Raw genomic sequence first — 13,567 nt, 5'->3', positions numbered from 1 at the left:
GTCTATTTTTTAATTTTCATAGTGTACAGTTCATAATAAAATTCTTGCCAATCCAGTTGCATTAAATTGTTTACGTAGTTAGTGTATTTGGTTTCAATTCTATTCTTTTCTGTTTGAGAAATTCTAATAGTATTCTTCTTTTCGTGAAGTATAACCGCATTTCTATCTGAAAGATCAATGAGGTAGTCTATATCAAAGCTTCGCGCTTGTTCTAGATTGTATGTTGTTATTGTGCTGTCCCAATTGATAACACTTAATGTTATAAGTACAATAAATGCAACTTGTGCGTTTATTCTAAAAAGAAAAGTAAGGTTTTTAATATGCAGTACTTTCAGGTAAGTGGTTAAGAGCCCAAATAGTGTTAAGATGATAAACACATGAACACCTATTCGTTTGTAGGTTAAACCAAAAGATGTTATATAATTGTGATTCTTTAAAACAATTAAAACAACCAATACAATGTTTAGAATTATCCATAGATAGGTTAAGTTTTTCAACGTTCTGTTCTTTGAATAGAAATTAAGATGACCTCTAAAAAAGTAAAGGATGATTATTATAGCTATAATAATTGAAGCGATGAGCGTGTTTATTCCACTATGAACTTGATTGGATAGGTCTGGAGCACTAACCGTATTTGTAGATGTAATGTAGATGACATCTGTAATGATGTATAAGACTATTAGTACATTTAAAAGCGCTAAAAGAGTGGTGCCTAATTGTTTTTCTTTTTTTAGTTTTTCTTCTGAAATTTTTTCAGATTTTAATAATGTGTTTGTTGTTTTTAGATCTAATGAGGTAGCTGGTTCTACTTGAACAGGTTTGGTGATGTTATTGAATAAATAATAGCCTAACGCACTAAATAGTAGCCATTGCAGATTAATGAAGTTTAGATGTATCTTAGAAACTAGATCATTAAATAATGGATTGCCATTTTTATAGAGTAATACAAAAGTTATGATGAATATTAAAGGAATGCCAATGAGTTTTGCCCAATGCATTACGTCAATATCTTTTTTCCAGTTTACTTTCTCATGATTATCAACTTGAAAATTACGATGAAAAAAACTAGCGATGGTTGTATAAGTTCCGTTAAGCCATCTTATATATACTGAAGTATTACTTTTAGATACTGAACCTACCAATGATAAAAAAGCAGCACAATTGGTAAGAATTGATAGTACAGAGTGGTTCACAAACACAACTACTGCTGTAATGAGATATGCCAATGCATGTAGTAAAGTGATTCTCGATTTAAATGTACTTGGATTATATATAGCAAGTAATATTATAGTAAGTACAGTAAAGATTGATAAGTTAAGTCCGATACTTTTTTCAAAAAAAAGGATACTGAATGTAAGTGAAGCAATAAGGGTTGAAATTTGTTTCATAATTCTAATTTAAAAGTACTTTGTATTTCAAAGTGAATATATAAAAAAAAGGATTTATTGTTTTTTAATTAATTTTTCTAAAGCGGTAATATGTTTTTTAAATTCTGCTTTTCCAAGTTTTGTAGTTGCGTAGCGAGTGTTAGGTTTTCGTCCAATAAATTGTTTTTCTACAACAATATATTCTGCTTTTTCTAGAGCTTTCGTATGGCTAGCTAAATTGCCATCTGTAGCACCTAACAATTCTTTAAGCAAATTAAAATCGGCATATTCGTTAACCATTAATACAGACATGATTCCTAAACGAATTCTGTGATCAAAGACTTTGTTTATATTATTTATAATGCTCAAACTAATAGTTTATTAATTGAAAATTAACAGATGTAAAGTTAGCAAAACTGATGCTTCAAAATTATGATGGTGCTCTATCGTACTTAAAATGCATCCAAGTGCCATAAACAATATGCATTATACCAAAACCAAGTACCCAAAGCCAAAATCCATAACCAGGATAATAGCTGGCTATCAATCCTAATATAACTTCTATGTATCCTAAATACCTTATATCGCCTAGACTATATTTTGATGCGCTAACCAAGGCCAAACCATAAAAAATCAGCATCAATCCGCCAGTTTGTCCATATCTGCCCTGACTTAAAATTATAAGACAATAAATTCCACCTACAACAAGTGGAACCAGAAAGTTCAGTAACAATCTTCTTGATGAACTGTCCCAAATACTTTCATTATTCTTTTTTGCTTTTTTTGTAGTGAGAATAACACCAGTGATCGCACTAAAAAAAGCCACTAATAATAGCACAGATATGGATGTCCAAAATACCCAACCGTGAAATATGTACAATACACCATCACTGTATGTCGTAACTAACCAATAGGTCGTTGCTGCTCCAATTAAAGCATATATTCCTGCTAGAATACCAGATAAACCGCTAAGCGATATAAAACGAGACGATTTACTCATCATCGTTTTAATTTCACTAATATCTTTTAAATAATCTTGTTCGCTCATAATTAAAAGTACTTTGAATTACAAAGTAAAAGCTTTTATTTTATTAAAGCAAATTATTGGGATAGATTTTAAGTGTCGAACAAAACTTTATTTAAAACGCTTCGTAATATCTCGTGTAAACTTCATTTTTCAGGATGATTTTAACGATCTCATCTGCAACAGCATAATTTTACGCAATAACCAGTTGTAAGCCGAAAAGAAAAACAAGGACTGTGAAAAGTTGTTTCATATCACTAATTTAGTCAAAAATTATTCCGAATTTGAAACCTGCAGAAGCATATATATTAAGTCAGCCAGAACCCTATAAATCTATACTGTTGCATTTGCAAATGTTAATAGAATTCACACTTCCTGAAGCAGAGTTAAAATATAAATGGCGTGTGCCATTTTATTATATTGGAAAGCGACCAATATGTTATCTCAATCATACAAAAGATTATGTTGATGTTGGTTTTTGGCATTCGGCTCATCTAACAAAGTACACCGAATATTTAAAAGCAGATAATAGAAAAGTAGTACGATCACTTCGTTATAGAACATTAGAAACTATTGATGATAAGGTATTTATTTTTATACTCAAAGAAGCTGAAAAGCATAAAGACAAAACGTTTTGGAAATAGAGCTTATAGATTCTTATAAACGATATAATTCTCAAATACCATCCCTTTATGGGATTTTTTTTGTTTTTTTTCAACTTCATAAAAGTGAGAATCAAAAAATTCTAAGGCAGTAATACTTACATCAGATTTAATCGTATCAAAACCATTTATAGATACTCTAGATTCCATAATGCGTAAGAGTTTTGATGCAATGGTTTGACGCTGAAAATCTTTGTGAACAAATAAGCCATCTAGATAATAGCCTTTAGTTAGGTATGAAAAGCCAACAATTGTATCTCCAATTTCGGCAACAATAAAATAAAGTTTTTTTATCCGTTCTTCCCATTTGTCTATGTCATCTGCACCAGAGGACCAAACCGCTATCTGTTTTTCATTATAATCTCTACTGTTTACAGCGCGTATAGTATCTCTAAATATGGTAGTGATTTCTGGAATATCTTCTAATGTAGCCGCTCTTATATTTAAATCATCTAGCATGACTTATAAACTATTGATGGTTTTTCTAATGGCAGTTAAATTAGCAAGCAAGCGTTCTAGATTGTCTAAATGTAGCATATTTGCACCATCACTTTTAGCATTTGCTGGGTCGAAATGTGTTTCAATAAACAAACCATCAACATGATTTACGACACCTGCTCTAGCAATAGTTTCAATCATATCTGGTCTACCACCAGTTACACCTATACTTTGATTTGGTTGCTGTAATGAATGGGTAACGTCTAATACAGTTGGCGCATAATGTCTCATGGTAGGAATACCTCTAAAATCTACAATCATATCTTGATAACCAAACATCGTTCCGCGATCCGTGATCCATGCTTTGTCATTGCCTGAGTCTTTTACTTTTTGAACTGCATGTTTCATGGCTTCTGGACTCATAAACTGTCCTTTTTTAAGATTAACCACCTTATTGGTCTTTGCAGCTGCAACAACCAAATCGGTCTGACGTACTAAAAATGCTGGTATTTGAAGCACATCAACATATTGAGCCGCCAATACAGCATCAGAAACTTCGTGTATGTCGGTTACAGTTGGAATATCAAAAGTTTCTGATACCTTTTTAAGTATTTGTAAAGCGTTTTCATTACCAATACCAGTAAAACTATCAATTCTACTTCTATTGGCCTTTTTAAAACTTCCTTTAAAAATATATGGGATTTTTAAGCGGTCTGTAATCTTGACTACTTTTTCTGCAATGCGAAGTGCCATATCTTCGCCTTCTATAGCACAAGGGCCACAAAGTAAAAAGAAATTATCAGAATCGGTATGTTTTAATTTCGGAACATCTGTAAGATTCATATGCTTAACGTTTGAGATTTAAGGCACAAAGTTACGAAATTATAAGTCTAAATAATGCAATTCAACAGAGTGAATACATATATAATTTACACTTTAAAATGAACGTTTGATACTATTGCGAATCATCCATAATGCCATAATAAAGTTTGCGGCAACAAATAAACCACCATATATAATGAACTGTTTGGTAGCACTTGTTAAAGTAATAATGTTGAACAAATCAGAGAGGTATGCCAAAATAAGGTACGATGAGATACAAACAAAAGTAATACCAAGTGTAAAATTTAATTTTTTACTTGGCTTTATGAGTTGCCATATAAAAGGAATTCCAAATAGAAGTATAGGATATGCAGTAATTCCAGAACTTTTATTTACATCAGTAAACCAATAAACAATAACAGCAATAAAGTATAGATATGGAACAAATTTCGAATATTTACTAATCATTTTCATCTGCATAAATTGATTTAAGAGGTAAGTTTAAAACAGTTTAAACGTTACACCTATTTGTTATTTTAATATTGTCAGATGTAAATTGCCCAAATAAAATGGCTGGTTGAAGTGGCTATTTACTATTAATCAACTATCTAAACGTAAGATACAAACAGAAATTATATGTTTTTATAATTATAACATATAATTAACTATAAGTTGTATTAGATATTTTAGCTTATTTTTTAAGCGAACAGTAGTGAAATTCAATGGTTTATTGATTTGTTTGATAATCCAGTACATTAAAATGACAACTGTTAAATATTCTCACCATATTGAGAATTACACATTAATTTAATGTACCTTTGCACGCTTAAAATAAGAGCATCATTATGGCTAATATTAAAAACATTGCAATTATTGCACACGTAGATCATGGTAAAACAACTTTGGTAGATAAAATTATGTACCATTGTCAGTTATTTCGTGAGAATGAGAATACTGGAGATTTAATTCTTGATAATAACGATCTCGAACGAGAGAGAGGAATTACTATTACATCTAAAAATGTTTCAGTAATCTACAAAGACACAAAAATTAATATTATTGATACTCCAGGCCACGCCGATTTTGGAGGAGAAGTAGAGCGTGTTTTAAACATGGCTGATGGTGTTTTGTTGTTGGTTGATGCTTTTGAAGGACCAATGCCTCAAACCCGTTTTGTGTTACAGAAGGCTATCGATCTTGGATTGAAACCATGTGTTGTTATAAATAAGGTAGATAAGGAAAACTGTACACCTGATGAAGTACATGAAAAGGTATTTGATCTTATGTTTGAACTTGGAGCTGAAGAATGGCAGTTAGATTTCCCAACGGTTTATGGTTCGGCCAAACACAACTGGATGAGTGATGATTGGCAGAATAAGACAGAAAACATTGAACCGCTATTAGATATGGTTATCGACCATATTCCTGAGCCGAAAATTGAAGACGGTACAACACAAATGTTAATTACGTCTTTAGATTTTTCATCCTTTACAGGACGAATCGCTATTGGACGTCTAACTCGTGGTGAATTAAAATCGGGACAGAATATTTCTTTAGTAAAACGTGATGGAAGTATTGTGAAATCTAAAATCAAAGAAGTGCACGTCTTTGAGGGTTTAGGACGTAAGAAAGTTGATGAAGTTCAAACTGGAGATATCTGTGCATTGGTTGGTTTAGAAGGTTTTGAAATTGGAGATACTGTTGCAGATTTTGAAAGCCCTCAAGGGCTTAAAACCATAGCTATAGATGAACCAACGATGAGTATGTTGTTTACAATTAACGACTCGCCTTTCTTTGGTAAAGATGGAAAATACGTCACGTCACGTCATATCAAAGAGCGCTTAACAAAAGAATTAGAAAAAAATTTAGCACTTAGAGTAGAAGAAACCGATAGTGCAGATAAATTTATGGTGTTTGGTCGTGGTGTATTACACTTATCAGTTTTAATTGAAACTATGCGTCGTGAAGGTTATGAACTACAAATCGGTCAACCACAAGTAATTATCAAAGAAATTGATGGTGTAAAATGCGAACCTGTTGAAGAAATGACAATTGATTTACCGGAAACTGTTTCTGGGAAAGCAATTGAAATGGTAACAATGCGTAAAGGTGAAATGCTAAGCATGGAAGCTAAAGGTGAGCGTATGGTATGTGAGTTTATTGTTCCTTCTAGAGGAATTATCGGTTTACGTAACCAATTATTAACTGCTACAGCTGGTGAGGCTATAATGGCGCATCGTTTTAAAGAATACCAACCGTTAAAAGGTGGAATTCCAGAACGTCAAAACGGATCTCTAGTGTCTATGGAAAAAGGGCAAGCTATTCCTTATTCTATTGATAAATTACAAGATAGAGGAAAGTTTTTTGTTGATCCAGGAGAAGATATTTATGAAGGTCAAGTGATTGGAGAAAACTCTCGTGGTGATGATATGGCTGTTAATGTCACTAAAACAAAAAAGTTGAGTAACGTACGTAGTTCTGGAGCAGATGATAAAGCGAAAATTGTTCCTGCAATTAAATTCTCTTTAGAAGAAGCATTAGAATACATCCAAAAAGATGAATATGTTGAGGTTACTCCTAATCATTTAAGATTACGTAAAATTTACCTTACAGAAGTAGAGCGTAAACGTAATAAAAGTATATAGTTTTATAAAACATTTAATATTAAAGGAATCCAATTTTGGGTTCCTTTTTTTTATTATAAATTCGTACACAGATTGTAAGTATAGAATGAAGTATCTAGATAAGTTTTTAAGAGATTGGAGAATTAAAGTTGCCACTCAATATGTGAGAACTAACGATAAATTACTTGATATTGGTTGTTTTGATGGGCATCTTTTTAAATTGCTAAAGATAAAAAACATTCAACCTAGTATTGGTTTAGATCCATTGTTAGAAGAAACAAAACAACGTGATGGGCATCATCTTGTTTCTGGGACTTTTCCTAGTGCTATTTCAAGAGATGAAAGCTTTGATTGTATAATTATGCTTGCTGTACTAGAGCATATTCCTAGAAGTGAACAACAATCTTTTAATTCTGAATTTTACCCTTTTTTAAATCCAGAAGGTCGAATCATTATCACAGTACCTTCACCATTTGTCGATCAAATTTTATGGGTTTTAAAAAAAATGAATTTAGTTGAAGGCATGTCTTTAGAAGAACATTACGGTTTTAAAACTAAAGAAGTTTTTACATTATTTGACAAAAAGAAATACCGTTTGATAAAGCATAAAAAGTTTCAACTTGGGCTCAATAACTTATTTGTTTTTGAAAAAATAGGATAACATGTTGCTTAGGATTTAGTTTGACTTTTTAAGCTTAAAATACTAAAAAAGAGACTAAATAAAATTATTTGGATGCCTAGCAATATTGTGAAAACTGCAGGTATTACAATTCTTAGAGTGTCTGAGGGATTTGTCAATGTTCCAAAACCAACAGCTTCCCAAAAAAATAATCCTTTAATACTTAAAACGATTCCAATCACAAACAACACTAATCCTAGGGTGAGGCCTTTTTCTAAATTAAGATATTTAAATAAATTGGTATATCTGCTGCTTTTGGGAAGCAATCCATTTTCTACTGCAAATATTTTTGTTAATGCATAAAAAATAAAAAACTGGAATCCTATTAAGGTGATACTTGATGTATATAAAAGCGTATGTATGTCAAATGTAATATGGTTAAATGCAATTGGCCTAAAAATTAGAAATACTGAAGTTGTAATACCAAATAATAGCATAATAATACTTGGATATAAAAATAACCACTTAGGACTATAAAGTATTAAAAAACGTAAATGTCTCCAACCGTCACTCCAGGTGTTTAAATGTGGCGTTCTAGTTCTGCCATCTTTTGATAGTTTTGTTGGTACTTCGGTAATTTTTAATTTGTTTAGCTTGGCTTTTACTATCATTTCAGAGGCAAATTCCATTCCCGTTGTTCTCAGGTCTAATTTGGCATAGGCTTCATTTAAAAAACCTCTTAGGCCACAGTGAAAATCACCTATTTTGATGTTAAAAAATAAACGTCCAATAAAAGATAAAACAGGGTTGCCTAAATATTGATGCAGAAAAGGCATGGCATTTTTTTCTATACCACCTTTAAAACGATTTCCCATGACCAAATCATAACCATTTCTTAATTCTTTTAAAAAAGGCATTAAATGGCTAAAGTCATAACTGTCATCAGCATCAGCCATAATCGTGTAGGTGGCGTTTGAAGCATTAATTCCAGCTCTTAAAGCACTTCCGTAGCCTTTTTGTTTCACATGTACTAATCTTGCATTATGAGATTTCGCGATGTCAATCGACCCATCAGTACTTCCGTTATCTGCAATTATAATTTCACCTGAAACTTGATTTGAAGTTAGGAAAGTTTGGGCTTTAGTGATGCAGGTTGCTAGGGTTTCAGCCTCATTCAAACATGGCATTACTATAGAAAGTTCAATCTTTGATTCCATGTCTGAAAATTTTAAAAATTATGAGTAATGATAGTAAAATTAAGGCGTAATTATAAAAAACATATCGCATTATTGAATGGCTAAAAATAGCAATTAATATGGCGTTAGATAAGCTTAATGCAGTACATATAAAAAGTAGTGCATGCCATTTGTGATACACTGTAATAACTTTAAATGTACTGTAAATAAAAAGAATTACCATTATGACAAAGCCTATAGAGTTATAAAAGCTATACGACAGATTGGCAACATATAATTGAATCCATTTTTTATAATTCTTTTTAAGGAGTATGAGTGTAATTTCTTTGTTGGCTTTTTCTGCGTTATAGAATGATTGAGCAATGGTGAATTTGCTTTCTTCGGAAGATTTTTTGGTTTTATTTATAAAATGTGTTCTAGCGATTTTGTAGGTGGTATGATTGCAGATTTGAGGAATATGGTTGTGAAAAAAAGCGTAATTTTCTTTGTAGTTTGAGGTCGATTGTGATGACATTAATAGTTTTTTTCGCTTGAGTTCATTATAACTTTTTTTAAAGATGCTCTTATACTCTGGATTACTTATAAGCTTAGCGTCATCTTCTTCAGAGATATAATAAGCAGCAGAAGACATGTTAGTGAATCCAAAAGGTGTCGTCATAAAAATCCCATCCTTTAATTTGTGGTAACTCATTTCTCCAATGATAACGATTCCAGGTATAAATATTAATATTAAAAGGTTGATTACGTGAGTTTTGTTTTTTAAATGAGAACGATATTTTAAGATGTATATAAAAGCAAATATGAAGTATGTAAACATAAATTGGCCTCTAGTAAATACAAGCATAATAAAGGTTATGATTGCAAACTTAAACGCCCTAGAATTCTCATTAAATATGAAATCTAAATTAAAGGCTACAAATAAAAGATATAAAGCATAGCTGATGCCTTCAGGACATAAATTATTAGCGGCATATATAGGGTAGAAAAGGGGGAACAATAAAACCAATAAAACGGCACTTTTAAAAAGGATATGGAGTTTTAGTAATTGAGATACCTTACTATAAAAGAAATGAATACTTACTAACGAAAAAAGGATTTGGAAAACTTTTACAGCAAATTCAAATGCATCAGAAAATAGAAAGGCGAATATCTTTAAAAAAATCACATAGCCTAAATGCCTGTTGGGCATCGCTTTTAAATAACCAAATGTGTCTGGAGAATAAATAGCTTTTTGAAATATTAGGAATAAGAAAACAAAAGCATATATAGTAATTAATACATTGTTTTCTTTAAATATTTGTTTTGATTTCAAAAGCGTATTTTTGAGTGACCCAAATATAAAAAATTGAATCTAAAACAATCTTTAACATTTAAAATTATTGTAATTTGTACGTTTTAAATGCTACCATTTTCTTTAATAGAATTTAAATTTTGCAGAAATATTCAGTTCAAAAATATCAACCCAAATTAAAAAAACAATGGGACGAATTTATAGCTAATTCTAAAAATGCTACATTTTTATTTCAAAGAGATTTTATGGATTATCATCAAGATCGATTTGATGATTATTCATTAATGGTTTATAATAATCATTCTCTTTTTGCAGTTTTGCCTGCCAATAGAAATGATAATCAAATATATTCACATCAAGGCTTGAGTTATGGTGGTTTTCTTTTAAAAACAGATAGTAAGTTTCAAGATGTTTTAAATGCATTTAAGACTTGCTTAATGTACTTGAGTGAACATCAAATTGAAAACTTTGAACTGAAGTTATTACCAAAAATCTATTGCAAACTACCTAGTGATGAAATAGATTATTTACTTTTTAAAACCCAAGCTCAAATTAGTAGAAGAGACATATCTGCTGTTATAGATTTAAAAAATCCATTAAAAATCAACTCATCAAATCGGAAACGTAATTTGAAAAAGGCTAAGTCAAATCATATTGAAGTTAAAGAAGTTGATACTTTTAAAGCATTTTTTGATGCTATACTAATTCCTAATTTAAAGGAACGATATGAGACTTTACCAACACATTCTATAGAAGAGATTACATTACTAAAGGAAAAATTCCCAAAGCAAATAAGGCAGTTTAATGCTTATTATAATGCAGAGGTCATTGCTGGTGTTACCATTTTCGAAACTAAAAATGTTGCCCACGCACAATACATTTCAACAATGAACTCAAAAAAGGATCTGGCTGGTCTTGATGCTATATTTGATAAGTTGATTAATACCGTTTTTAATAATAAGCATTATTTTAGTTTTGGCATTTCTAATGAAAATAAAGGACAGCAAATCAATCAAGGGTTGTTAAAGTGGAAAGAGAGTTTTGGCGCAAGAGCTGTAGTTCACGATTTTTATAAGATCAATACCAAAAATTATAATTTTTTAAACGATGTGATGATATGATTTCATTCTTAGATCTAAATAAGGTTAATGCAAGGTTTGAAGATGAATATGTATCGCAATTTAAATCATTTTTGAATTCTGGATATTATATTCTAGGAGATCAAGTGCGCACGTTTGAAACAAATTTTGCTAGTTATTGTGGTTCAAAATATTGTGTTGGAGTTGCTAATGGCTTAGATGCACTTACCTTGATTTTTAAAGCCTATATCGAACTTGGCAGGTTAAAACCTGACGATGAAGTTATTGTTCCAGCAAATACATACATCGCTAGTATTTTGGCTGTAATCAATGCTGGGTTGAAGCCTATTTTTGTTGAACCTAACGAAGCCACATTTAATATTTCGCCATTAGAGATAAAGAAGCATTTAAGCCCAAATGTAAAAGCCATACTTGCTGTGCATCTCTATGGTCAATTAGCAAATATGAATGCTATTAATGCAATTGCAGAAACTCATGATTTACTTGTTGTTGAAGATGCAGCCCAAGCACATGGCGCTATTTTAAATGATGACGATAAAAAAGCAGGGAATTTATCAAATGCTGCTGGATTTAGTTTTTATCCTACAAAAAATTTGGGTGCTTTAGGTGATGCAGGTGCGGTAACCACCAATGATTTGGATTTAGCAAATACCGTACAATTATTACGTAATTATGGTAGCTCAACAAAGTACGTTAATCAAACTTTAGGAATAAATAGTCGTTTAGACGAAATTCAGGCAGCATTCCTAAACGTTAAACTGAAGTATTTAGATGCAGATAATCAAAGACGTCAAGATATAGCTAGCTTATACCGATCTGGTATTAATAATAAAAAGATTGAGCTTCCTTATTACAATGATTCATTAAATCATGTATTTCATGTGTTTGTAGTTCGAGTAATAGATAGAGCAGCTTTTGTATCTTTTTTAAATGATAAAGGTATTGGTCATCTTATTCATTATCCAATACCACCACACAAACAACAAGCTTTATTGAGTTATAAAACACTATATTTGCCTATTACTGAAGCTATTCATAGCTCTGTAGTAAGTTTGCCAATAAGTCCAATAATGACTAATGATGAGGTACAAACTGTTATTAATGCCCTAAACCAATACTAATTGAAAAAACTTATTAAGTACATTAATACCAATGTGCTGTTTAAGGTTGCACATTTGAATTCGGCAACAATAGCTACTAAGATTATTGCTGGAATTTTAACTTCTAAAGCTATAGCAATATTTATTGGAGTAGAAGGAATGGCACTTATAGGTAATCTGAGAAATTTTTTAAGTGCAATACAGTCGTTTGCAATTCTAGGATTTTATAATGGTTTCGTAAAAACTATAGCAAAGTTTAAAAACGATACTATTGAGTTGAGTAAAACAGTTTCTACTACGTATTATTTAGGTTTTTTCTCTACTATTTTAATGTCGTTTTTATGCTATTATAATGCAGATTATATAAACGACTTTCTTTTCTTAAACTATTCATTTACCTATGTTATCAAAGTACTTGCTTTAGCATTACCCTTTTACTCATTAAATATGTTCTGTTTTGGGATTATGAATGGGTTTTCTAATTTTAAAATGTTGTTGGTTATCAATATCATTGGTCAGATTCTTGGACTATTAGTAACTGTGTATCTCATATATATTGAACATATTAATGGCGCTTTAGTTGCTGCTGTAATTGCCCCTTCGTTATTATTTTTAATCACTTTGGTTGGAATTATTAATAGAAGAAATTTAATGACACAAGTTAAAATTTCTAATGTAAGTTTAAGTGTATTAAAAACTTTTGCGCCTTATGCCACCATGGCTTTAGTAACTGCAATTGCTTTACCATTTACCTCAATTTTAATTCGAAATTTCATCATTGAAGAGCTTGGGATCAAACAGGCTGGTTATTGGGAAGCGATGAATAGAGTTTCTGATTACTACCTTATGTTTATCACCTCTATAATGACACTTTACATCATTCCTAGATTTAGTGAAATTGATAATAAGAAAGAATTTAGGAAAGAAGTGTTTGGTTTTTACAGATCTGTGATGCCAATTTTTGGTTTAGGGCTAGTGCTCATTTATTTTTTAAGGCCTTTAGTTGTACAAATAATATTTTCTGAAGAATTTCAACCTGTAGAAGATCTGTTTTTATGGCAATTATTGGGTGATTTTATTAAAGTGTTATCTATAGTTATCGCTTATCAATTCTTAGCTAAAAAAATGTTTGCTCAGTTTATAATTATTGAGATTTTCTTAGTGGTAATCCTATACCTTACAAGTGTGTGTTTAATAGAACTTTATGGTATTCAAGGTGCAGTTATGGGGCATTTCTTTAGCTATTTAATGCATTATCTAATTGTGCTACTGGTGTTTAGTAGTTCACTTTTTGGGGTAATTACTGAGGAGAATTAATAGGTCA

14 protein-coding genes are annotated in these 13,567 nt (G+C 31.1%); 6 read left to right on the top strand and 8 right to left on the bottom strand.

Annotated elements, in window-relative coordinates; genetic code table 11:
- Nucleotides 1-2: 2 nt before the first annotated feature.
- From Q0876_RS05305 to Q0876_RS05295, 3 genes are all read right to left on the bottom strand, one after another.
- A complete protein-coding gene (locus Q0876_RS05305; RefSeq protein ID WP_299224861.1) occupies nt 3-1,388 on the bottom strand; it encodes a DUF4173 domain-containing protein in 1,386 nt (461 codons plus the stop codon).
- Between the two features lie 54 nt (nt 1,389-1,442).
- Nucleotides 1,443-1,736: a transcriptional regulator gene (locus Q0876_RS05300; RefSeq protein WP_299224859.1), complete on the bottom strand. Its 294-nt coding sequence runs from the start codon at nt 1,734-1,736 to the stop codon at nt 1,443-1,445.
- A gap of 61 nt (nt 1,737-1,797) precedes the next feature.
- Nucleotides 1,798-2,415, bottom strand: a complete 618-nt coding sequence (locus Q0876_RS05295) for a hypothetical protein (protein ID WP_299224857.1) — start codon at nt 2,413-2,415, stop codon at nt 1,798-1,800.
- A gap of 260 nt (nt 2,416-2,675) precedes the next feature.
- Between Q0876_RS05295 and Q0876_RS05290 the strand changes: the two genes are divergently transcribed.
- Nucleotides 2,676-3,035: a DUF1801 domain-containing protein gene (locus tag Q0876_RS05290; RefSeq protein WP_299224855.1), complete on the top strand. Its 360-nt coding sequence runs from the start codon at nt 2,676-2,678 to the stop codon at nt 3,033-3,035.
- A gap of 3 nt (nt 3,036-3,038) precedes the next feature.
- Here the strand turns inward: Q0876_RS05290 and Q0876_RS05285 are convergent, their stop codons facing one another.
- From Q0876_RS05285 to Q0876_RS05275, 3 genes are all read right to left on the bottom strand, one after another.
- Nucleotides 3,039-3,512, bottom strand: a complete 474-nt coding sequence (locus Q0876_RS05285; protein ID WP_299224853.1) for a GNAT family N-acetyltransferase — start codon at nt 3,510-3,512, stop codon at nt 3,039-3,041.
- A 3-nt stretch (nt 3,513-3,515) separates the two neighbouring features.
- Nucleotides 3,516-4,334, bottom strand: coding sequence for a 3-deoxy-8-phosphooctulonate synthase (gene kdsA / locus Q0876_RS05280; RefSeq protein WP_299224851.1), 819 nt, complete (start codon nt 4,332-4,334; stop codon nt 3,516-3,518).
- Nucleotides 4,335-4,427: 93 nt separating this feature from the next.
- On the bottom strand, nt 4,428-4,787 hold the full coding sequence (locus Q0876_RS05275; RefSeq protein WP_299224849.1) for a hypothetical protein: 360 nt from the start codon (nt 4,785-4,787) through the stop codon (nt 4,428-4,430).
- Between the two features lie 371 nt (nt 4,788-5,158).
- Here Q0876_RS05275 and typA point away from each other — a divergent pair, with 371 nt between their 5' ends.
- Entirely contained in the window at nt 5,159-6,958 is a 1,800-nt protein-coding gene (typA, locus tag Q0876_RS05270; protein WP_299224847.1) for a translational GTPase TypA, read from the top strand.
- 85 nt (nt 6,959-7,043) lie between these two features.
- On the top strand, nt 7,044-7,598 hold the full coding sequence (locus Q0876_RS05265; protein ID WP_299224846.1) for a methyltransferase domain-containing protein: 555 nt from the start codon (nt 7,044-7,046) through the stop codon (nt 7,596-7,598).
- 8 nt (nt 7,599-7,606) lie between these two features.
- Here the strand turns inward: Q0876_RS05265 and Q0876_RS05260 are convergent, their stop codons facing one another.
- On the bottom strand, nt 7,607-8,773 hold the full coding sequence (locus Q0876_RS05260; protein ID WP_299224844.1) for a glycosyltransferase: 1,167 nt from the start codon (nt 8,771-8,773) through the stop codon (nt 7,607-7,609).
- Complete coding sequence (locus Q0876_RS05255; RefSeq protein ID WP_299224842.1) at nt 8,757-10,064, bottom strand: hypothetical protein; 1,308 nt, start codon at nt 10,062-10,064, stop codon at nt 8,757-8,759. The genes Q0876_RS05260 and Q0876_RS05255 overlap by 17 nt, the downstream gene beginning before the upstream one ends.
- Before the next feature lie 119 nt (nt 10,065-10,183).
- Between Q0876_RS05255 and Q0876_RS05250 the strand changes: the two genes are divergently transcribed.
- Genes Q0876_RS05250 through Q0876_RS05240 form a run of 3 tightly spaced genes read left to right on the top strand, consistent with a single transcriptional unit; the run spans nt 10,184 to nt 13,560 of the window.
- Entirely contained in the window at nt 10,184-11,164 is a 981-nt protein-coding gene (locus tag Q0876_RS05250) for a GNAT family N-acetyltransferase (RefSeq protein ID WP_299224840.1), read from the top strand.
- Nucleotides 11,161-12,264 (top strand): DegT/DnrJ/EryC1/StrS aminotransferase family protein, encoded by a 1,104-nt coding sequence (locus Q0876_RS05245; protein WP_299224838.1) that lies wholly within the window; start codon nt 11,161-11,163, stop codon nt 12,262-12,264. Before Q0876_RS05250 ends, Q0876_RS05245 begins: the two co-directional genes overlap by 4 nt.
- On the top strand, nt 12,265-13,560 hold the full coding sequence (locus tag Q0876_RS05240) for an O-antigen translocase (protein WP_299224836.1): 1,296 nt from the start codon (nt 12,265-12,267) through the stop codon (nt 13,558-13,560).
- The last annotated feature ends 7 nt before the right edge of the window (nt 13,561-13,567 follow it).

Source organism: uncultured Psychroserpens sp. (assembly GCF_947503375.1).
Lineage (GTDB): Bacteria > Bacteroidota > Bacteroidia > Flavobacteriales > Flavobacteriaceae > Psychroserpens.
The sequence above is the reverse complement of the archived record's forward strand: the minus strand, read 5'-3'. Positions and strand labels throughout refer to the sequence as shown.